Annotated in this window: 17 protein-coding genes and 1 pseudogene; 6 read left to right on the forward strand and 12 right to left on the reverse strand. The window is 38.2% G+C overall.

The genetic code is table 11. From position 1 onward, the window contains the following. Positions 1 to 100 precede the first annotated feature (100 nt). Positions 101 to 1,771 carry an FMN-binding glutamate synthase family protein gene (locus MMO42_RS02680; RefSeq protein WP_241319159.1) on the forward strand — a complete coding sequence of 557 codons (1,671 nt, stop codon included), beginning with the start codon at positions 101 to 103 and terminating at the stop codon, positions 1,769 to 1,771. A gap of 31 nt (positions 1,772 to 1,802) precedes the next feature. On the opposite strand, the gene MMO42_RS02685 is transcribed toward MMO42_RS02680, so the two are convergent. The 5 genes from MMO42_RS02685 to MMO42_RS02705 all read right to left on the reverse strand — a co-directional run bounded on the left by MMO42_RS02685 (position 1,803) and on the right by MMO42_RS02705 (position 6,720). Next, complete coding sequence (locus MMO42_RS02685; RefSeq protein WP_241319160.1) at positions 1,803 to 2,831, reverse strand: alpha/beta hydrolase; 1,029 nt, start codon at positions 2,829 to 2,831, stop codon at positions 1,803 to 1,805. Beyond that, the gene (locus tag MMO42_RS02690; protein ID WP_241319162.1) at positions 2,831 to 3,967 is read right to left on the reverse strand and encodes a YdcF family protein; all 1,137 of its coding nucleotides are present in this window, start codon (positions 3,965 to 3,967) and stop codon (positions 2,831 to 2,833) included. The genes MMO42_RS02685 and MMO42_RS02690 overlap by 1 nt, the downstream gene beginning before the upstream one ends. Before the next feature lie 8 nt (positions 3,968 to 3,975). Then, complete coding sequence (gene murB / locus MMO42_RS02695) at positions 3,976 to 5,010, reverse strand: UDP-N-acetylmuramate dehydrogenase (protein ID WP_241319164.1); 1,035 nt, start codon at positions 5,008 to 5,010, stop codon at positions 3,976 to 3,978. Positions 5,011 to 5,023: 13 nt separating this feature from the next. Then, complete coding sequence (locus tag MMO42_RS02700) at positions 5,024 to 5,533, reverse strand: low molecular weight phosphotyrosine protein phosphatase (RefSeq protein WP_241319166.1); 510 nt, start codon at positions 5,531 to 5,533, stop codon at positions 5,024 to 5,026. A 341-nt stretch (positions 5,534 to 5,874) separates the two neighbouring features. Beyond that, positions 5,875 to 6,720 (reverse strand): DUF4344 domain-containing metallopeptidase, encoded by an 846-nt coding sequence (locus MMO42_RS02705; RefSeq protein WP_241319168.1) that lies wholly within the window; start codon positions 6,718 to 6,720, stop codon positions 5,875 to 5,877. A gap of 211 nt (positions 6,721 to 6,931) precedes the next feature. Here MMO42_RS02705 and MMO42_RS02710 point away from each other — a divergent pair, with 211 nt between their 5' ends. From MMO42_RS02710 to MMO42_RS02720, 3 genes and pseudogenes are all read left to right on the forward strand, one after another. Beyond that, positions 6,932 to 7,906, forward strand: a complete 975-nt coding sequence (locus MMO42_RS02710) for a helix-turn-helix transcriptional regulator (RefSeq protein ID WP_241319579.1) — start codon at positions 6,932 to 6,934, stop codon at positions 7,904 to 7,906. Between the two features lie 270 nt (positions 7,907 to 8,176). Continuing rightward, positions 8,177 to 8,809 (forward strand): glutathione S-transferase, encoded by a 633-nt coding sequence (locus MMO42_RS02715; protein WP_241319170.1) that lies wholly within the window; start codon positions 8,177 to 8,179, stop codon positions 8,807 to 8,809. 66 nt (positions 8,810 to 8,875) lie between these two features. Further along, a pseudogene (locus MMO42_RS02720) lies at positions 8,876 to 9,123 on the forward strand (CPCC family cysteine-rich protein). Between the two features lie 97 nt (positions 9,124 to 9,220). Here the strand turns inward: MMO42_RS02720 and MMO42_RS02725 are convergent. From MMO42_RS02725 to MMO42_RS02750, 6 genes are all read right to left on the reverse strand, one after another. Then, positions 9,221 to 11,419, reverse strand: coding sequence for a TonB-dependent siderophore receptor (locus MMO42_RS02725; protein ID WP_277603239.1), 2,199 nt, complete (start codon positions 11,417 to 11,419; stop codon positions 9,221 to 9,223). Between the two features lie 273 nt (positions 11,420 to 11,692). Then, positions 11,693 to 12,550, reverse strand: a complete 858-nt coding sequence (gene bla, locus MMO42_RS02730; RefSeq protein WP_241319172.1) for a class A beta-lactamase — start codon at positions 12,548 to 12,550, stop codon at positions 11,693 to 11,695. Positions 12,551 to 13,284: 734 nt separating this feature from the next. After that, positions 13,285 to 14,073, reverse strand: a complete 789-nt coding sequence (locus MMO42_RS02735) for a class I SAM-dependent methyltransferase (RefSeq protein WP_241319174.1) — start codon at positions 14,071 to 14,073, stop codon at positions 13,285 to 13,287. A gap of 1,148 nt (positions 14,074 to 15,221) precedes the next feature. Then, a complete protein-coding gene (locus MMO42_RS02740; RefSeq protein WP_241319175.1) occupies positions 15,222 to 15,443 on the reverse strand; it encodes a hypothetical protein in 222 nt (73 codons plus the stop codon). An 82-nt stretch (positions 15,444 to 15,525) separates the two neighbouring features. Further along, positions 15,526 to 15,987, reverse strand: a complete 462-nt coding sequence (locus MMO42_RS02745; RefSeq protein ID WP_241319176.1) for a hypothetical protein — start codon at positions 15,985 to 15,987, stop codon at positions 15,526 to 15,528. A gap of 230 nt (positions 15,988 to 16,217) precedes the next feature. Further along, entirely contained in the window at positions 16,218 to 16,418 is a 201-nt protein-coding gene (locus MMO42_RS02750) for a hypothetical protein (protein WP_005152464.1), read from the reverse strand. A 625-nt stretch (positions 16,419 to 17,043) separates the two neighbouring features. Between MMO42_RS02750 and MMO42_RS02755 the strand changes: the two genes are divergently transcribed. Beyond that, positions 17,044 to 18,204 (forward strand): iron-containing alcohol dehydrogenase, encoded by a 1,161-nt coding sequence (locus tag MMO42_RS02755; protein WP_241319177.1) that lies wholly within the window; start codon positions 17,044 to 17,046, stop codon positions 18,202 to 18,204. Then, positions 18,201 to 18,641, forward strand: a complete 441-nt coding sequence (locus MMO42_RS02760; RefSeq protein WP_241319178.1) for a thioesterase family protein — start codon at positions 18,201 to 18,203, stop codon at positions 18,639 to 18,641. Before MMO42_RS02755 ends, MMO42_RS02760 begins: the two co-directional genes overlap by 4 nt. Positions 18,642 to 18,683: 42 nt before the next feature. On the opposite strand, the gene dnaX is transcribed toward MMO42_RS02760, so the two are convergent. Then, the gene (dnaX, locus tag MMO42_RS02765) at positions 18,684 to 20,714 is read right to left on the reverse strand and encodes a DNA polymerase III subunit gamma/tau (RefSeq protein WP_241319179.1); all 2,031 of its coding nucleotides are present in this window, start codon (positions 20,712 to 20,714) and stop codon (positions 18,684 to 18,686) included. Positions 20,715 to 20,729 lie beyond the last annotated feature (15 nt).

The following is a 20,729-nucleotide window of genomic DNA, read 5'->3' on the forward strand; positions in this document are numbered from 1 at the left end:
TATAAGAGAATAATTCTCAAGTCTAACAATTCGTTACTTGTGGTTCGGGCAGCTTCTTGGCATCGTTTGACCATTGCTTCATGATAGGAATCTCCTGGCTATGGCTAGTCCAGCACAAGCTATACGACATAAATTACTTAACACTTTCTTTTCAAGACATTCTGTTTGGTTTCTTTGTATTTTTACGGCTTTGACCATTACTTGGTTTAAAATTAGCTATACACCACATAGCATTTATTATTTTATTTCCGATACGCTTTTAAATGGCCTCTGGCTCGTCACCAGTTTACTGAGTGTGGTCGGCTTACGCGATTTGCTGCAAAAGAAACATGCCATATTAAGAAACTATCCAATTATTGGACATTTCCGCTTTCTGTTTGAAGATGTTCGTCCTGAAATTCGCCAATATTTTATTGAATCAGATCAAGATGCTCTACCTTTTTCACGTATGCAGCGCAGTTTGGTTTATCAACGTGCAAAAAATGAAAATGCGGATAAACCTTTTGGTTCAATCATTGATGTCTATGATCCAAACTATCGTTTTATTGTGCATTCAATTGCCCCATGCCCACCTGCAAATCCAGAATCGTTTCGCGTCTTAATTGGAAATGGCCAATGCAGCCAGCCTTATAGTGCTTCGATCATGAATATTTCAGCGATGAGCTTTGGTAGTCTGAGTGCAAATGCGATTCGTGCATTGAATAAAGGCGCACATTTGGGAAATTTTTATCATGATACAGGTGAAGGAAGCTTAAGCCCCTACCACTTAGAACATGGTGGAGATATTGTTTGGCAAATTGCCAGCGGCTATTTTGGTTGCCGTACAGCTGAAGGATTATTTGATCCTGAAAAGTTTGCACAGCAAGCAAAAAATCCAAAGATTAAAATGATTGAAGTGAAACTCTCACAAGGTGCCAAACCAGGTCACGGCGGGATTTTACCTAAACATAAGATTACTGAAGAAATTGCAAATATCCGTGGTATCTCACGAGATCATGACTGCGTTTCTCCATCCAAGCATCCAAGTTTTAACACCCCGATTGAAATGATGCATTTCATTCAAAAACTGAGAGAACTTTCTGGCGGTAAACCTGTTGGTTTTAAACTCTGTATTGGTCAACCATGGCAATTCATGGGCATCATCAAAGCTATGTTAGAAACCAAAATTGTACCTGACTTCGTAGTGGTAGATGGTTCTGAAGGTGGAACAGGCGCAGCACCCATCGAGTTTAGTGACTATATTGGGACACCGTTAAGAGAAGGTTTACGTTTTGTTCACAATACCCTTGTCGGTGCAGGACTGCGTAATCAGGTTAAAATTGGTGCCAGCGGTAAAATGATCAGTGCCTTTGATATTGCCAGCACTTTTGCTTTGGGCGCAGATTGGGTTAATTCTGCACGTGGCTTTATGTTTGCAGTAGGTTGTATCCAAGCGCAAAGCTGCCATACCAACCAATGTCCTGTTGGCGTTGCGACACAAGACAAAGACCGCCAAAAAGCCATTGATGTTCCAAGTAAGGCTGAGCGTGTCTTTAACTTTCATAAAAACACCCTGCACGCCTTATCTGAAATGATTGCAGCTGCGGGTTTAAACCATCCATCTGACATCAAAGCGCACCATTTGGCACAGCGTATGAATGACCGTGAAATCAAAAACTATGCACAAATTCACTTCTTCTTGAAAGAAAATGAATTACTGCTTGGTGATTTGAAAGATGAGGATAATTTCTACTATCGTATGTGGAAAATGGCGGATGCCAATCAATTTTAAGATACCTATTTGAGTAAATCAAAAATCACCACTAGTAATAGTGGTGATTTGGTTTTGCATGTAAGAAAGCAGGAATTAAACCCGTCAGCGCAGCACGAATATCCGCACGCTCATTAATCAATTGATGCGAACCTTCTTCTAACATCAACAAGGTCTGCAACCTAAACTTCCGACGGATATATTCAATGTTATAACGCCAGTCTACGGTTTGATCCAAAGCCCCTTGTGCCAACCATACTGGAATACGACACGCAGGCCGCTGTTCCATTTCTAGCATCCATTTAGACATCGCCAGAATCCAGTCCATGCCCATCATCCGTGGCTGTAATGGGTCTTTTAAGCGAACAAAACGTAAAAACTCAGGATTGTGATTATTACGACGGAAATGTCGTGGCACTTGGCTTTTAATCCGACGGATAATGCCGAGTCCAACTGAATTATGCCACCATGCCGTCTTTGCAGGTCGGATCAATGGCGATAATAACAAGACTCGATCTACAATCGGATCTTCCCGACGCTCAGCATATTCAAGTAAATGGTGCATCCAAATCGCACCACCTGTACTTTGCCCAATGCCTAACCATGGTTTAGGTAATTGTTTCGCTCCACGAACTGCATCGTAGACGGCATGTAAAACATGCTGATAATGATCAAAATTCTGAATACTGGCTGGTGAACCATTGCTCAAGCCATGTCCAGGTAGATCATAAGTGACGATACTGAAACCTTGATCTAGGATCTCTTTAATAATCGGCTGATAAATTCCACTATGTTCCAAATAGCCATGTAGCAGACAAACCGTGCCTTGTAATTTTTGTTGTTTCGGCTGAAAAACCTGCACATGCAAACGAAACAAAGGCATTTCCACATACCCTTGCCAATGCTCACAGTCCAGTAAATGTAAGCCGTATAGCTTACGATAAGCTTGCAAAGGTTTGGATAGTTCAGTTGCAGTGGATAAATCCAATGGCTCAAGAACTTGAGGCGTCGTCTCTCGATTGGGTACAGGTAGATCTAGTTGTTTTAAAATTGTCGGATTTAAAAATGGAATATCAGACATTATGGTATCTCTCGACAATCACTTGAGCCAAATAACATATCACGGATCGTTGCCAGCATCTCATAGTTCGCACGACGACTATGATCATAGTTTTGTTCACTTGGACGCCATTGCGTCAACGTCGTTGGCATCGGTGCAACTACTGGAATCGTTTCAATTCCATTTAAGGCAAACAAGCGTCGAGTACGCGGCATATGGTACGCATCCGTAATTAAAATCACTGTTGGCGCACCACCTTTCTTTTGCAGTAATAAAGAGCTGAACCGAGAGTTTTCACAGGTGTTCATGCTGCGATTTTCGAGCAATTTGGCATCTACCCCACGCTCTTTCAGCCACGCTTGCATATATGGCGCTTCAACACCACTCAGTACAATCGGTAAAGCATACTTCTGCTCAACTTGTAAGGTTTTTTCCAAGCGCAAGCGAGTGTAATTGTTCACAACAATATCTTTACCATTAGCACCTAGAGTCAGCCCACCACCCAACACCACAATTGCATTCGGTTGTGAAATACTTTGTGGCTCTACGACATTATCTTTGTTCTTTTTTAGCTCGATCAAATCTTTATTGGTCTGATCTTTGTCATCTTCGCTCACAGGTAAGGCAATCGGATAAGTTTCTAAAAAGGCAATATATTTGCCCATGAGTGCCTGATTACTTGGTGTATTCCATTGTAGGAAATCCAAAGGTGTATTAATCACCACAGCAGAACTCGCCTGTTCCTGATCAGGTTGCTGTTCACTCAATAATGGAATATTCGGTTGCTTTTTCTCGTCTTGGTCTTCTTTTTCTTGCTCTTCAACAATCAACTGTTGCAGTAATTTATAGCGCGCTTGAATTAACCTTAAATCCTCTGATTTTTCAGATTGAAAGGTTTTTTCCATGAGTTTTAAATAAGCTTGACGAGCAATCCATAAATTAGAACCTGGCTCAAGTGTTTCATGTTCACTCAAGGCTGCTGGTCGCTGGCTTTGCGCTGCCACTTCATTGACGTCTACAGGGACAAAACGATTCAAGCCTTTTACGACAAACTGTGAATAAAAAGGTGAATATAAAAAAAGCACAAAACAGCCCAATAGCACGAATAATATGGTAATTACTCGTACTAAACTGACCATCCAATGTACTTTCGCCATAGATTCCTTCACCCACGATGCGCTTGAATTAAACCTTGTTCACTGTATAACACAGGTTCAGGTTCCAACTGAATACTAAACTTTTGTTTTACATCACTTTGTACAGCCTGATAGGTATTTTGTACATCCGCTAGCGTCGCCTCGGCATAATTTACCAACACCAAAGCTTGTTTTTGAAACATTCCAACTGAGCCAAGCTGCTTACCCTTCCAGCCGGCTTGATCAATTAACCAGCCTGCTGCCACTTTAACACTGCTATTTGCCTGCGGATAATTCGGTATGTTTGGAAATTGTTGAGTAATTTTGTCAAATTCAACTTGTGTCAAAATTGGATTCTTAAAAAAGCTTCCCACATTTGGAAATTCTTTAGGGTCTGGTAATTTACTTTGACGTATCTGTATCACCTGATTTTGTAAATTTTCTGCAGTGAGTTCATCACCTACCGCTTGCTTAAGATCACCATAATTTAATTTAAGCTCAGCTTGTTTCAATAGTTTAAAGGTCACACTCACAATGATGTAACGATTGGGCTGATCTTTGAAAATACTATGGCGATAAGCAAAATGGCAATCTTGGGCAAAGATTGAGTCAAACTGTTTCAGTTCACGATCATAAACTTGTACCGATTCAATAAACTCACCAGCTTCAACGCCATAAGCACCGATATTCTGCACAGGAGAAGCACCGACTAAACCTGGAATCAAAGCAAGATTTTGCAATCCAAACCAATGCTGTTGCGTACTATACAAAACAAAGTCATGCCACCCTTGCCCAGCACCCACCTTAACGGTAATGGTATTTTCATCTTCAGAAAGCACTTCAATGCCCTGAATATTTAAATGCATCACCAAGGCGTGTATTTGCTGCGGCAATAAAACATTACTGCCCCCCGAAAGAATCAAAACGTTTAAATGTTGCTGTTCGGCAAATGCCAATGCCGCAATAACATCATCTGTATGATTGATCTGCACATAATGTGAAGCAATCGCATTCAAATTTAATGTATTTAAGTTTTTAAGCTGAACCTGCGCTTGTAGCTGCATATTAAATTAAATCCTATTGCCCTGCTTTCATTTGCTTTTTAAAAATATCGACCCATGCTTGGCTGCTGGATTCACACTGATCAAGTACCCGATCAAATCCATCTGCACCACCATAATAAGGGTCTGGTACAGCTTGTTGACTAAACTGTGGATCATGCTCACTCATTAATGCCAATTTGGCACGAATTTGATGTGTACCAAACTGCTGTACTGCCTGTGACATGAGCGTTTGAATATCCTCGAAATTTTCATGATCCATCGCTAAGATCAAATCGAATTCCACAAAGTCTGCTAAAACAATCTGTCTGGCACGTAACGCAGATAAATCATAACCACGCTTTCGTGCATGGGTTTGACTGCGTGTATCTGGTGCTTTGTTGGGATGGTAATTGCTTGTTCCAGCAGAGTCGACCATGACATTTAAGCCATGTGCATCACAATAATGTCTGAGAATTGCCTCAGCAGTTGGAGAGCGGCAAATATTTCCTAAGCAGACACATAACACCTTATATTCTGTTGCCATCAGGAATAAGACTCAACATTTTGTTTTATAAGGAGATTGAAGTATTGCATGCAAAATTCCTGCAAAATAAAGGCCATACTATTAAATGTCATTATGCATGAATTGACCATTCTGACATCAGCTATTTTGTCAAAAAATGCTTTGATTTGAAAGGAAATAGTGTTTATCTCTTTTGAATATTCTGTATGAATATGTACTTTTTTGGAATTAACAATGTGAACAACCGATCAATCCGTCGAGATAAGCCGTGCTTAGCGACGAAGCTAATAAAAACTAAATAAAGTAAAAGTGGAATAGCCCAAAAGCCATTCCACCAGAGACATTCATTTTTATCTATTTAATTATTTTTTAAAATAAGGTGCAAGTAAGAAATCCCAAGCCTCAACGATTTGATTGTACTCATGCTCACATTCTTCTGAACGTTCTTTATTGAGTAAGTCATCACTTATCAGGTACTGAAAGTTCTTCGTATCAGATCCATATACATAGCATAGGAAATTTACTGCGCGCTGAGCATCTAATGAATGAGAATCATAAAAAGGCAAATCATCTAAAGTTTTTGCTCGCTTAGCAGCAAGACTATAGGTGTCAGAAACAGTAAGAAGATAATCTTTATCTTCATCATTGTAAGTTAAAATATAAGCCGCTAATTGGTCAGCGACATCTTCTTCTCTACCTGTGATTTTTAAATCGAGTACATCGATCAATGCATGCCCAGCTTCATGGAATAAAGTTCCGACAGCACTTTGATAGAGTTCAGTATCCAATACATCCCCAGAATCACCTGCTTCTGTAAACATTTTTCTTTCTTCAGCACCTAATTCATAACACAATTCAATGGTTTGTGTTTCACTATCATAAAATGCATTTGCTTCCTTACATTCTTTTGCCACAACTTTAATATCTACAGGAATATTCACAAAACTATTCATCTCTGCAGTGTAGCCTTCCAAAAGCTTTCTACTTCGCCAAAGATTTTCTTCGACTCGATTTTCATTGGTTCGAGCGACTTCATAAATAGGTATAAATTTACCTTTCAACGGTGCAGTTTCGACTGTCTGCTCTGATTTAACATTTTTAGATTTGGAATCTGAGCTGTCATTACACCCAGCCAAACCCAGTATGGCAAACAATGAAAGAGAAAGAATCGTTATTTTCTTAAGATTGCTGCTATGCATAATGTTCATTAAAAATGTAACCTTTACATGGGATATTTAATATTCATAAGATGGTGTGAATGGATACATTTTTAATGTTTCCAAAATCTCTTAGGTCAAATTATTTATTGATTCATCGTGTGAAACAATCTGCAAATGCAGACGCTCTTGCAGACTTTCTCTTAATTCAAGTATGCTCCTACCCAACAAATAGGTAGAGGCTGGAAAGCACTTGGAAGAAATGCAAAGTACTACTTCGATTGCAATCTTGGGCCATTACTTGTTGAAATTAGGCAAGATTTCTAAAGATCAGCTTGCCTCTGAATTTATTCGGGAAGCATTAGAAGAATTAAAAAATGTCATATCGTTTGATGCCGCCTGGTGGGGTCTAATCACTCATAATAAAGATCAGAAAATGGTGGGTATTCATCATGCCGAGACGATCAATCTTCCTACGTGTTTCCCAACTGAGTGGAAATCTTTGGCTATTGATGATGAATTCGCTCAAGAAGTAGATAACCTATCCGATACCGTACACCATTTTAGTTACCCAACCGATTTTGAATATGAGTTTGAAACAAAGCAGCTCAATCAATTCAGCCGAAAATATCAACTGCTCCATGGAATGTCCATGTGTATCAAAGATACCTTTACTGGGCACATTTTTTTTATAACGTTATATCGCCATAGTGGAAGTTCATTTACAGACATGAATATGGCTTTTTTCGAGCAAATAGTTCGTCATATCAATCAAGCTTGGTGTTATAACTTACAAGAGGCTTTAGAACTTTCGCCCAATCACAATATGTCTCATGCAGCTCTCGTAAGAGAGGATGGTTATATATTGAGTATTGGAGCTAGTCTCTGTGAAATCATTTATGCTAAATGGCCAACATGGGAAGGTGTTTATATCCCGAATGAGCTATTGTTTCACTTTGATAAAACACCTACGACGATTCGACTAGGCAAACTCAATGTCAATGTCTTAAAAAAGGCAGGCAATATAAGTATTGAGATCATCAATAAGAAAAAAGATTTAACCTTATCTCCACGTGAGTATCGCGTTGCGTATCTATTTTCACAGGGTCATTCGTATAAAAAGGTTGCTGAGCTACTCGGGCTAAGCCCCTCTACTGTTCGGACCTACCTTCAAAGAGCATACTTGCAATTAGATGTTAGTAATAAAGTAGAATTGATCAAAGCACTTAATACTTAAATATAAAAAAACCGCTTAAACAAGTGATTTGGCAAACACATGTTCCATCATGTCGGTCAATGAACAAAAAGTCATCTCTTTAGGTGAGCCGAAGAATGTTGTGTATTTGAGTTCTAATTTTGCTGCAAAGTCTGAGTAACATCTTCATTACTTTTCTCAACCAACTTTATTCCGTATAGCAAATTGATCAGTAGCCGCTATAAACTTAAGTGTATATTGAGTCGTAGAACATGGGGAAATTGCCCATAAAGTTTTAAAACAGGAATTACTATGATTACATTACATCACTTAGACCAATCACGTTCTTTCCGAATTTTGTGGTTACTTGAAGAAATCAAACAACCATACCAATTACAACGCTATTACCGTGACTTAACTGCTCATTTAGCGCCAGCGTCACTAAAAAGCATTCATCCTTTAGGAAAGTCTCCTGTGATTGAATGGCAAGGTAAAGTCATTGCGGAATCAGGTGCTATAGTAGAATTATTAATTCAAAGATTTGCACCACATCTAGCACCAGACATCAACGATGCAACTTATGCAGATTACCTACAATGGATTCACTTCGCTGAAAGCTCTGCAATGGTGCCATTTTTACTAAAAACTTTTAATCAGATAGAAACTAAGTATGGTACAAAATTAGTATTTCTAGAAAACTATACTCAAGTTGAGTTTGATAAAGTTTTTGGTTTTTTAAATGATTATTTAAAAGATAAAAATTTTTTGGTGGCCGATCGTTTAACTGGGGCAGACTTTATGATGGGATTTGGACTTCACGGCTTAATTCATCATATGAAACAAGGGGAAAACTATCCACATATTAAAAGCTATGTAGAACGTTTGAGCTTACTACCAAGTTGGAAAGCGGCAGTAAAAATTGAGCAAGATGGGGTGCTGGTCTAAAAAAAACGTCTCATAAGGCTTTCACACAAATTCTGGTGAAACCACGAAGAAGAATGAAAAAACAGAATGCTCTACCCTTGCTTATACTGTGGCTACTTAACCAGAAACAAACCTTCAAACGGCGACTATGACATCTGCGCTGTATGCTTCCAGGAGAATGATCCTGTACAAGCGGAAGACCATGATTATGGTGGTGGTGCAAACATACCATCACTCAACCATGCCCGTGCAAACTTTAAAAAGTATGGTCCAAGGGAGAACGATTTGTTAAGGGTGTGAGAAAGCCGAAAGATGCTGAAATTCCTAATATCTAAAAAGTACCTATCCGAAATTTAGGATTGTCTCTAATTGTACTCATCAAAAAATAAAGCCCTCATCAGAGGGCTTTAAACATTCAATTATAGTGTGTATTTAGAAGTTATAACGTACGCTCACAGTTGCATTACGAGGTGCAGCCCAGTTCATTGAGTTTGCACCGATACCGTCATAATACTTCTCATCAAATATATTATCGATATTCAATTGAAGTTTAATATTCTTATCGACCTGATAGCCCACCATCGCACTCGCGAGCACATAAGCGTCCTGATCAATACGAGTACTACCAGTGCCAGTATAGTATTTACTCTTATAGTTTAAACCTACGCCTGCACTCCATTGATCCAACTTATATTTCACAAATAAATTAGAAGTCGTTCTAGAGTTTGTCGTATTAACTTTTACCCCTTTCGCATCTTTTGCTTCAAAGTTAGCAATTCCGAAATTGATCCCCCAGTTTTCGTTGATTTCACCATCAGCTTCAAACTCAAAGCCCTTACTTTCAACACCATCTACACCACGATAAGCTTGCTCGGTTGTACGCACACCATTACGAATAACAAATTCACCTGGTATTGCTTCTGCGAAGTTAGTTTGCTCAATTTGGAATATTGATAATGCTGTATTTAAGCGTCCACCAAACCATTCACTTTTAATCCCCGTTTCGTAGTTCTTACCATAGCTTGGATCTAGATACTGATCATTTACGTCTTTACGGCTTTGAGGTTTAAAGATCTCTGTATAACTCGCATACACCGAGTGATCACGGGCAAAATCGTAGATTGCGCCAATATACGGCGTAAATTCATTATTAAACTCGCGATTCCCAACACCGTTCTCTGATTTGTATTCCCAATTAGATAAACGAGCACCAGCAATGATTTTTAATGGATCTAGTATTTGAAATTTACCTGCTACATAAGCCGCTGTTTGCGTCGTTTCATTCAATGCATTTTTGCCATCTAAGACAACAGGTCGAAGAAGCTCTTGTGCCATATTGTTATAATTCAGCGGCCCGCCTAAATATTTTTCAACTTCACTTTTCGTATTTGATCCACCAAAAATGTCCTTAGTCTTTTCATTTTTATTCCAAGAACCACCAATGATGATCTCTTGCGGACGGTTAAAGACTTTGAAAGGTGCATTGATGAAAACATCGATATTGTTCTCTTCATTTCGTGCTTCAGAGCCATACACTGAGACATTGTCAGTGATTTTACCTGTCTTTGGATCTGGCTTATTTTTCAGAGGACTAGTATTGGTTGCCTTATCAACTTGTCCACCTGTGTATAACAACATAGTATCGGTATCTTCTTTACGGAAGGTATAGGCGATATTGAAATTAACGTCATTGAATAAATTTTGCTTTAAATTAGCAAATACAGCCGATGTATTAACATTCCAATAGGTCCAAGGTGCCGTTACAGTAAGACTTCTAGAAAAGTTAGTGCGTGTTCCATCTGTATAAAATGCTGGTGTACCACCCCAACGAATACCATCACGATTTAACTCTTGATAGGTTGCGCCCAATGACATGCTTGTTTTGTCACTGAGATCATAATCAACGGCACCGTAAAATACATTTCGTTCTTTCTCATAAAAATCCATAAAAGATTTTTCATCAGAATGTTTTACAAACACACGTCCACGTAATGAACCATCTGCGTTAAGCGGAGCAGAAACATCAGCGGAGCTACTCCATTCATTCCAAGAACCTAACGACGTACTGAGGCTCCCCGTAAGTTCTTTGGCATTTGCATGCTTGCGGACCATGTTTAATGCCATTGCAGGGTTACCAGCCCCTGTCATTAAGCCACTTGATCCTTTAACGACTTCAACACGGTCGTAAATATCTAAATCAAGATCTCCCGTTCCCAGATTCGTCGTACTAGGCATACCGTCTATTAAGTAATAGTCGACCTGAAAACCACGTGCGAATACAGATTGGCGTTCATCAGTACGTGATGTTGAAACCCCTGTAATGTTATTTGTTAAATCTTGAAAAGAATCAATATTGCGATCATCCAGATATTCTCGGGTAAAAACCTTGACCGATTGTGGAGTATCACGAAGCGATAAATTTAATTTTGTTGATGTACTCGTGCTTTTTGCCGTATAGCTTTCTGAACCTTCTGTTACAGCTGGATTTTTCTGTTCTGCTTGTACTTTTATCGTCGCTAATGTTGCTGTTTCAGTTGCCTGTTCTGCATGAACAATAGAAGGAACTGCTAAAGCGATAGAAAGGGCTAAAGGATGAACTTTGAAGGCTTTTCTAGAGGGAGAGTTGTACATAAGAAAATTCCATAATAACCAATGTGCTGTAGGAGATTGTTCTGCTGCTTTAATTCCTTGTTACACGGCAGCAAAATTTCGGAACAAAAGTTAACATGAATGATAAGCGTTATCAATCAACAATTAAGAATGATTATTATTTATTTAGATTGGATAATGAATACGAAAAATGGAAGCGGACGATTCAAAGCACTCACGTCCTTTATGTTTGGCTCCTTGTAATAAATAGCCCTCTAATGAGGGCTATCTAACTGATCGAATCAACATTCGTGTTTATTTAGTCAAATGCTCTTTTACAATATGATCACTTAAAAGTTTAATCACTTCTGAACGCTCATCTAGAGAAGTCTCACTTTTTCTCACATAAATGCTGATAAATACAGGTGCATGAGTTTCCGACCATACCATTGAAGTTAAACCTCTAATGCCATAATCACTGGCACCAGTACGATCTGCGATTTTCCATCCTTGAGGTAAAGCAGCTCTTAACATATTGTCTGCAACTTTATTTCCTATCATCCATTCTTTTAATTGCTCTTTTGAGCTTTTAGATAGCACATTACCCACCAATAACTTTTTCATACTGGCATTCATCGCATTGGGAGTGGTTGTATCGCGGATATCACCTTCGGGATTAATGACCAGATCTGGTTCAAATCTATCTGATCTTGTAACCTCATCACCAATTGAACGCATGAATGAGGTAAGACCTACTGGGCCTCCTCCTGCCTCAATAGCAAAGTTTGCTGCCGTATTATCACTATATGCTGTAGTAATTTCACAAGCTTGTTTGATCGTCAGTTTTTTATTGACATAATCTTTGACAACTGGCGAATAAGTAACGAGGTCTTTTTGTTGAATCGTTTTTGAATGATCTAAACTCAGTTTTTTAGCATCAACCTTCGCCAATACATTCGCACAAGCAAGCGCTTTTACTGTGCTGTCTAGTGGAAAGCGTTTATCTCCATTGATAGAAATCAACTTATCATCCATATCCAAAATAGATACACCAATCTGCCATCCCTGTTCAGATAGTGTTTTGACCTGCTGTTCAAGAGTCGCAGCCATAGTAACTGACACCGAAGAACCAAACAAAACAACTGTCATGGCAGATTTCAATAACGATTTCATCTTGCACCCATATATATTAAAAATTTAAAAAACAATTAAGCGTGGTCAAGTATACCTATAGAAATTTAATTATTAAGTAAATCAAATGTTTTAATCATTCTGAAATATGAGTATCTGTTAAAGTTCCAAATAGCATTTCTACTGTGTTGTTTACTATGAGCAAACTCCTTTAAAATTATGTTTCAGGCGCTTTGAAAGTTTAATTTATTCAAATAATTACCCTTAAAGGCTATTGTGTAGTGCATAAACTACTCTTTTATTTTTAACATTGGTTTTTTGTGAAATATAGAACATCAAAGTCAAATAATAAGTTTAGATATTATAAAAAGTTTATCCGAGTAAAAACCGTCCTAAATCAAAAATAATTTATTGATTTTTTATTTAAAATTTTTCTTCAAGTTCTTTTCCTACATCTAAAATCGTTTCGCCCCCATGGGCATTCACGTAATTGAATGCCCAACGAATGATTACCCAAAATGGTAAGCCTGCTATAAAGAAAACTCCCCTAATTGCACACTTACCCGCCGCCTAATTGGTTACATAATCATGCATAGAATGATGCATCCATCTGTCCCAATACTGCCCACGGCTGTTGTTATAAAACTCACATCCATTCGCTACGAGAGCGTGGCATTCTAATTATAATTACTGCTCAGTGCTCCAATGCAATCACAATAATTGCTGCTAAACCATACGCTTAATAGTGACCTCAGCTGTTTACTGGCTCTGCTATTTTACTTCTTCTCACCTACTATCGAAAACATTAATGGTAAATTTTTGCCAAAATGCTCAACTCTATATTTTTCATTCTCCTTAGTCATATTGCTAAAACAATTATATGATGAGTAATCATATTCTTTGAATTCGAGAATATTTATTCCATGATTGATTAAACTTGTAATTATTTCACTCAGGCTATGATTCCAAGTGATTGCTTGATAGTTTATTTCTGCTGATTTATCCGCATAAGAGCCAGTAGATGTTTCAATTATAGGGTCATTTTTGAAGTAGCTATATGTTATATTTTTAACTTCATCATCAAACATCCATATTACTGGGTGAAATTCAACAATCACAAATTTACCCCCAAGTTTTAAAAAGTTGGATATCACGCTAGCCCATAAATCTAAATTTTCTAACCATCCTATAACCCCATAACTAGTAAATACATAATCGTATTTTTTGTCTAAAATACTAGGTAATTCATAAATATTGGCACAAATAAAATCTACATTTAAACCTAGTTCATCGTTAAATTTTTTGGCTTTTTGAATAGCTTCTTCTGAAAAATCTATAGCTGTAACATGAGCTCCAAGTTGAGCCAAAGACATAGAATCTTGTCCGAAATGGCATTGTAAATGTAATATGGATTTGCCTGAAATATCTCCTAAGATACCCAACTCTATCGGGTTGAGAGTGTTTCTTCCTTTTAGAAAGGAAATATTGTCATAGAACTCGCTCTTGATATGCGCATTTGTTTTTAAATTCCAAGCATTCTTATTAACACTTATATAGTCACTCATTTTTATCCTTAATTTCAAAAATATTTTGCTTTGTTTACTTCACTCATATAACCCCTTTTACTACGTTCTTTCTTTTAAGAAAGTTGCGTTTTGCATCGTAGATGCAATCTGGCTTTCTCTAAGATTGGGTATATAAACCTATGAATCTGAAAGAACCATTCGAATGGTATACCACCACATTAAAATCTACATTAGCAGCTGAATTTAAGCCTACAGCCCCAAAACCTATTTTTTGAATATTTATAGCAGACCTAATGGGAGCAATTAAGAAACTGATAATAAGGTTTAAGGATTGATAAAGTAAAAATACAAAATAAGCGTGGCCAACAGAATGCTGGCTGCCGTCAAATAAGATCCAACTGTATTAAAGCTTTTAACAAATTTAGCAATTTCCATATTTTTCAACCTCTTGGAATTTAAACAAATTGTCATTTATTTTTAAAAATATGTGAACCTTTTCACGATAAAAGCATTATTTTGCCCGACCGATACCACTTTTAGCCTTGTATAAAACTGTTCAAGGAGCAAGTCATCCAATACGAAAATACAGTTATCAAAAAATATGTGGGCCAACTGGTACATCATTGCGCTCGGCATAATCATTTATCACTTGCTAGTCGATCGATAACGGTAAACCCTGCTCATATCTCCTAGATATGGCAATTGAGCTATCAATGATTAAAATTGACTCTGCGACATATGACTCATCTATTTGCACTATCACTTGCTCCCGATATTCGGGTAAATGCCCTTTCATCAGGATTAGTTGATATTCCAATGACAAAAATTAGACTTCTGCTCATCAATTATGGCGTGAACGTTCGCCCATGCGTAAAGCGGCACGACCAGAAGATATTGCTCATATAGTTAGTGACAATGTTAGTAGCCTCGGGCGATCTAACAGGAGAAATTTTGCTTTCTGATGATGAGTTAAACCTCACCTAAGAAGTTTAAGCTATGAAAGATTTAAGATTGACTATTTGCTAAAGTCTATTTTTCTTGCTTCAAAATTGGTGCTTCACAGCTTGCAACAACTTCACTATCCAAATCACTGAGAATACAAATGCGCATCTTAGTAATCCATATAATTATCAATCACAGCTTAACGCCTAAATTAAGGAGCTATGCTTTGGTAGTGAAATTTTTACCTATGCACTACCCAAATATGCAGTTATTCTTTTTGCCTTAAGGGTTTCATCAAGACCCTCAAAAATCCAGAATGTATAAACCAAGCCATTTGTATGAATCTTTGTTCTTAAATATGTTTCTTTCTGCAATGTATCGATATTCATCAATTGGAATGTTTCATCTTCAAAATTTTCAATATAAAAATCCGTTTCATCTAACGCCCCTCCAATAAATTTATTCATTGTTAATCTGCCCTAAAAAAAATCACTTTATCATAGAAAACAAAAAAGCCCATCTTTCGATGAGCTTAAGTCATAAACTCTCTCATTCACCAATAGGGATTGAAAATCTAAGTTGATTACTTCTTTGCTCTAATGGCAATGGGCCTTGCTTCACAATTTTTTGCTGATAGTCCTTTTCTGAAATTAAACCTCTATTTTTCGCCTTCAGCATTGAGTTGAACTGTTGCTCATGACCTTGTGCATTCAAAGCATCAAAATGCCGATGTTCCAGAAAATATTGAGATTTATCATGTGGGCTCATATTGGAGGTATTCGCTTGAATTTGCTGTTGTTGCTCTAAATCATAATTGCGTTGATTTATGCGATCTTGCTCTTGTTGTTTAAATGACTCAAAAAAATCAACCTGTTCACTACTTTCAATCTCGTAGTGAGGTGCATCATTATCTAGAATTAAAAGTGATTTATCTTTTTTGAAGATATCATCTTCGCTATACACCGAACCACAAATTACCGTACTTATAAGAAGAATTAATATTTTTTTCATCAAAAATACTCAACACAAAATAAATAAAGACAAGTGTATATTTTAATATTTCTACACAAATATTTCAAATTAAATATTAAAAACAAAAACTTATAATTATTCCACTGAATCATAACTCCTACTTGTGACGCTTAATGATGTATCCAGCTACATGTTTATTTACTTCACAAGTAACGTAAATAAACAATCAAAAGAAAACCTCCCGAAGGAGGTCATCATTCTTCACTTTGTTACAGGTCAGTTCCGATGAACACGCTCGAAATAAAGAATTCTGCGTCTTCATCATCAGTTGAATCAAACTCTACCTCAAGGTGAATGACTTCTGCACCCGTCTTTTCTTTGAACTCAGCAAATTTCTTCTCAAGGAAATCTGAAATCTCATTTTCTAATGTTGCTCGTTCTTGGCGATATTGTTCTATTGCTTCTTTCATGATGAGTTCCTATTAAATTGAATAACCATCAAAGCAAACTATTGTGAAAATAACAAGACAACAAACAAGCCTACCTTTCGATGAGCTTTAAACCCTCTTCTTTGTTCTTGATTTCAACTCTATAACAGCATCATAAACTGCATTGACGAATTGATTTACGTAAATTCTATTTAAAAGATGATCCTGATGAATAACTTTTCAATGATCGATCATCTTATGAGCCACTTTTCTATAAGAAATTAAAGCTTCTGCAAATATTGTGACCTTCGGCAAGCGCATAAATCTAGGACAAAATCATCTGCAACGATACAAATGTTGGTATCACACTCGCATTTGCAGAAGTGACATAAAAAGTGGCGATAAAACTACAGCTTAGATTATCGTTTCCATTGAGTTCTAAACTTGCTGTTTTTGCGATAAATTCCATTAATCGCACTATAAAATACAATAATTTCAAAAAGATAAATAGGTTAAAAACCCAACAGCTTATAGGATGATTTGGATAGCATAATCACCTCAAAGTTACACGTTTAAGAGTATCTTATGTTAATTTATTGAAGCAGTGATACCGACAGTCACTTGATATAAAAATGTTGTATTTATTATGAAAAATAAGGATGTATGTATGAAGCCGTTTCAATTTCAAACTGTTCCAAACATCATTTCGGGACTAGGTTCGATACAAGAACTTAAAAGTGTTTTAACACAACAAAATTATCATAAGGCACTGATCGTAACAGATGCAGGCATGATCCAGCATCAACTACACCAGCCAATCTTAAAGATTTTAGAGCAGATCAATCTCAACAGTATTATTTACTCGGATATTCAAGCCGATCCTCCTGAACACATTGTGCTCGAAGCCGTTGATTTTGCGAAGCAAGAAAACATCGATGTGATTATTGGTTTTGGTGGTGGCAGTTCTATGGATGTTGCCAAGATCATCGCGCTGCTTGCTCACCCTAAACAACAGCAAAGCCTGAGTGAAATCTACGGCGTGAATCAAGCTCAAACACCACGCTTACCGTTGATTCTCATCCCAACAACCGCTGGAACGGGTTCAGAAGTTACCCCAATTTCGATTGTAACCACAGGTGCAACCACTAAAATGGGTGTAGTTTCTCCTTTTTTATATGCGGATGTGGCAATTTTAGATGCAACTTTTACCCAAGGCTTGCCTGCACATATCACGGCAGCAACAGGCATTGATGCGATGGTTCATGCAATTGAAGCTTATACCTCAAATATCAAAAAGAACTTTTATGCGGATATGCTGGCTAAAAATGCCTTGATCCTACTCAATCATAATCTGGCTAAAGTACTCAAAAACGGTGCTGATTTAGAAGCACGTCAAAATATGTTGGTTGGGTCGATGCTTGCAGGTCAAGCTTTTGCCAATGCACCTGTTGGCGCAGTACATGCCCTCGCTTATCCGCTAGGTGGACATTTTCATCTTTCACACGGACATACCAATGCTTTGGTGCTGGTTGAAGTGTTAAAGTTTAATGCGCCCAAAGCCAAACAACATTATGCTGAGTTAATGCAATTGTTGGATCCACGTAGCACAGGTTGTACCGATGGCTTATGTGACCTATTTATTGACCATATGCAAAACCATTTGGATCAAAGTGGTTTAACCTTAAAATTAAAGGATTTGGATATTCCAGAAGCAAAACTTCCTCAACTGGCAAAGGATGCCATGCTGCAAACCCGACTGTTGCAAAACAACCCAAGAGAAATGACTGAGCAAGATGCTTTACAGATTTATCAGGCGATTTATGCATGACCAAACCAACCTTAAAAAGACGTGAACAATTCAAGTTCCTTTTCCCCATCCAAACACGTTGGGCAGACAATGATATCTATGGTCATGTCAACAACGTGACCTACTATAGCTATTTTGATACTGCTGCCAATTCCTTACTGATTCAGAAAACAGGATTTGATATTCACAACAGTGAAATCATTGGTTTAGTGGTGGATTCAGCTTGCAGTTTCTTACAGGAATTGTCCTTTCCAGAAGTGGTCGAGGTCGGCGTAGCCATTGGTAAAATTGGCAATTCATCACTCCGATACGAGTTGGCAATTTTTAAACAAGATCAGCCCAATGCAGCCGCTCAAGGACATTTTGTGCATGTATTTGTTGATCGAGAAAATCGAAAAAGTATCGCCATCCCACAATCAATGCGGGATGTATTGAGTCAGTATTTATTGATCGACTAAACAAGAAAGGCAAAGATAAAAACTTTGCCTTTCTTTTACCAATCAAGGTTTTAATTGAACCTGATGAAGTTCTGCGTCAAAGGTTTCAACCAGACTCTTGATCGTCGGTTCCTGATGTAGCAATTCCACTGCGCGATTAAAGGCTTTTTGCTTACGTGCATTTTGCATGATCAATGGTGTACTTGAACTCACTTCACCATACTGCACATCAAATTGCGTATTCGACCATTGTAATTTTAAGGCCTCTTCTAAGCCATGCTGTAATTGTGACAGCATGCCTTCGTATTCTTGTGGAATATGGAATACGGAAGCACCATTAATTTGCCCTTGCATAATACCGTGCTGTGCTAACTCTTGCACAGCGGGTGAAAGCTGACTGGTTCTAAACCAGTATTCCCATTTTTCCAGATTCCACTCACCTTCTAATGTCTGCTCAGGCAACTTTAGAATGTCTTGAGGCATCAAGCTACTTGACTCTTCTTGAGGAGAAGAAACCGCGATGGCTGGTGATTCGACAACTGTTTCTACAAGCTGCCCATCAAGGACTGGAACAAGTTGTTCAGGTGTCGCTGCTGGTTGATGTTCAAGATGCAGATCATCTATTTGGATTGGTGTTTCAAGATGCTGCTCAACAGGGAAAATTAAAACCTCATCCGAATCTGTAATGCTCGATTGAACTGTTTCAGCTGATGCTGACACGTCAAATCCAATCAACTGCCCATCTTCTGCATCGAACACCATCAAGCTGCTATCTGGATTTTGCGCAACAGGTTCAGGTTCAGGTTCAGGTTCAGGTTCAGGTTCAGGTTCAGGTTCAGGTTCAGGTTCAGGTTCAGGTTCAGGTTCAGGTTCAGGTTCAGGTTCAACCATAACGGTTTCTTGTTGGACCGCAAGCTGACTTTCTAAAGCCGTGTTTTGAGCGGCTGGTTGAATACTGCTGGTTGCAATTTGCGTTACAGCTGCTGCGTTGACAGTGACCTCATTGAGGGTCATTGGTCTAAATGCCAATAAACGCAAGACCGTCATTTCAAAGCCTTGCTCCTGAGTCACAGCAAGTTGCAACTCAGTACGCCCTTTACAAGCAATTTGATAATAAAGCTGTAAATCCTGAGCAGAAATAAGTTTTGATAGTTGCAGAATTTTCTGATTAATTTCTTCACTATATTTCAAAGCAAGATCAGGTAAATACTGCAACAGCGCCAATTCATGCAAAGTTGAAACCAGTTGATCTAGTACTAAGGAAACATCTAAAGCTTGCTGTCTAAATTGCAACAATAACTGGCTGACATGGGCTTGCTGATTTTGATGAATTGCTAAAATCAAATCATAAATAATGGTTCGGTCAATCAGCCCCAACATATCTTTGACATCTTGATGATGTACTGCCCCCTGACCATAGGCAATCGCTTGATCCGTTAAAGATAAGGCATCACGCAATGAACCCTGTGCAGACTCAGCAATTTGCCAAATCGCATTTTGATCAGCGTCAATATATTCTTTCGTTAAAATCGCAGTCAAATGCTCAGTAATTTCATCAACTGCCAACGGACGCAAGGTAAATTGCAAGCAACGTGAAATCACGGTGATTGGTAATTTTTGTGGATCAGTGGTCGCAAACAGGAATTTGACATGCTCAGGCGGCTCTTCCAATGTCTTTAACAATGCATTGAATGAATGCGTTGAAAGCATGTGCACTTCATCGATCAGGTAGACTTTAAAACGGCCTTGAGTCGGTGCATAAGGAACATTGTCGAGTAGCTCACGAGTATCTTCAACTTTGGTTCGTGATGCCGCATCAATTTCAATTAAATCAATAAAACGACCTTCATTTACCGCCTTACAGGTAGCACACACCTCACACGGCGTCGAAGTAACACCCGTTTCACAGTTTAAGCATTTGGCTAAAATACGGGCAATCGTGGTTTTTCCGACACCACGCGTTCCCGTAAACAAATAAGCATGATGCAAACGACCGCGTTCTAGCGCGCTGGTTAAAGCACGAGAAACATGGTTTTGCCCCACTAACTCATTGAAATTACGTGGACGGTATTTTCTTGCCAGTACTTGATACATGTATGCTCCTTTTTG

This window comes from Acinetobacter sp. ANC 3882 (genome assembly GCF_022549545.1).
GTDB lineage: Bacteria > Pseudomonadota > Gammaproteobacteria > Pseudomonadales > Moraxellaceae > Acinetobacter.

What these genes read in the sequence shown, in the direction of transcription:
- MMO42_RS02705 (WP_241319168.1), bottom strand. Translation starts at nt 6,720, where the DNA reads ATGAACATTATGCATAGCAGCAATCTTAAGAAAATAACGATTCTTTCT.
- MMO42_RS02710 (WP_241319579.1), top strand. Translation starts at nt 6,932, where the DNA reads ATGCAAAGTACTACTTCGATTGCAATCTTGGGCCATTACTTGTTGAAA.
- MMO42_RS02680 (WP_241319159.1), top strand. Translation starts at nt 101, where the DNA reads ATGGCTAGTCCAGCACAAGCTATACGACATAAATTACTTAACACTTTC.
- MMO42_RS02690 (WP_241319162.1), bottom strand. Translation starts at nt 3,967, where the DNA reads ATGGCGAAAGTACATTGGATGGTCAGTTTAGTACGAGTAATTACCATA.
- MMO42_RS02755 (WP_241319177.1), top strand. Translation starts at nt 17,044, where the DNA reads ATGAAGCCGTTTCAATTTCAAACTGTTCCAAACATCATTTCGGGACTA.
- MMO42_RS02685 (WP_241319160.1), bottom strand. Translation starts at nt 2,831, where the DNA reads ATGTCTGATATTCCATTTTTAAATCCGACAATTTTAAAACAACTAGAT.
- MMO42_RS02715 (WP_241319170.1), top strand. Translation starts at nt 8,177, where the DNA reads ATGATTACATTACATCACTTAGACCAATCACGTTCTTTCCGAATTTTG.
- MMO42_RS02725 (WP_277603239.1), bottom strand. Translation starts at nt 11,419, where the DNA reads ATGTACAACTCTCCCTCTAGAAAAGCCTTCAAAGTTCATCCTTTAGCC.
- MMO42_RS02745 (WP_241319176.1), bottom strand. Translation starts at nt 15,987, where the DNA reads ATGAAAAAAATATTAATTCTTCTTATAAGTACGGTAATTTGTGGTTCG.
- MMO42_RS02700 (WP_241319166.1), bottom strand. Translation starts at nt 5,533, where the DNA reads ATGGCAACAGAATATAAGGTGTTATGTGTCTGCTTAGGAAATATTTGC.
- MMO42_RS02750 (WP_005152464.1), bottom strand. Translation starts at nt 16,418, where the DNA reads ATGAAAGAAGCAATAGAACAATATCGCCAAGAACGAGCAACATTAGAA.
- MMO42_RS02740 (WP_241319175.1), bottom strand. Translation starts at nt 15,443, where the DNA reads ATGAATAAATTTATTGGAGGGGCGTTAGATGAAACGGATTTTTATATT.
- MMO42_RS02760 (WP_241319178.1), top strand. Translation starts at nt 18,201, where the DNA reads ATGACCAAACCAACCTTAAAAAGACGTGAACAATTCAAGTTCCTTTTC.
- dnaX (WP_241319179.1), bottom strand. Translation starts at nt 20,714, where the DNA reads ATGTATCAAGTACTGGCAAGAAAATACCGTCCACGTAATTTCAATGAG.
- MMO42_RS02735 (WP_241319174.1), bottom strand. Translation starts at nt 14,073, where the DNA reads ATGAGTGACTATATAAGTGTTAATAAGAATGCTTGGAATTTAAAAACA.
- murB (WP_241319164.1), bottom strand. Translation starts at nt 5,010, where the DNA reads ATGCAGCTACAAGCGCAGGTTCAGCTTAAAAACTTAAATACATTAAAT.
- bla (WP_241319172.1), bottom strand. Translation starts at nt 12,550, where the DNA reads ATGAAATCGTTATTGAAATCTGCCATGACAGTTGTTTTGTTTGGTTCT.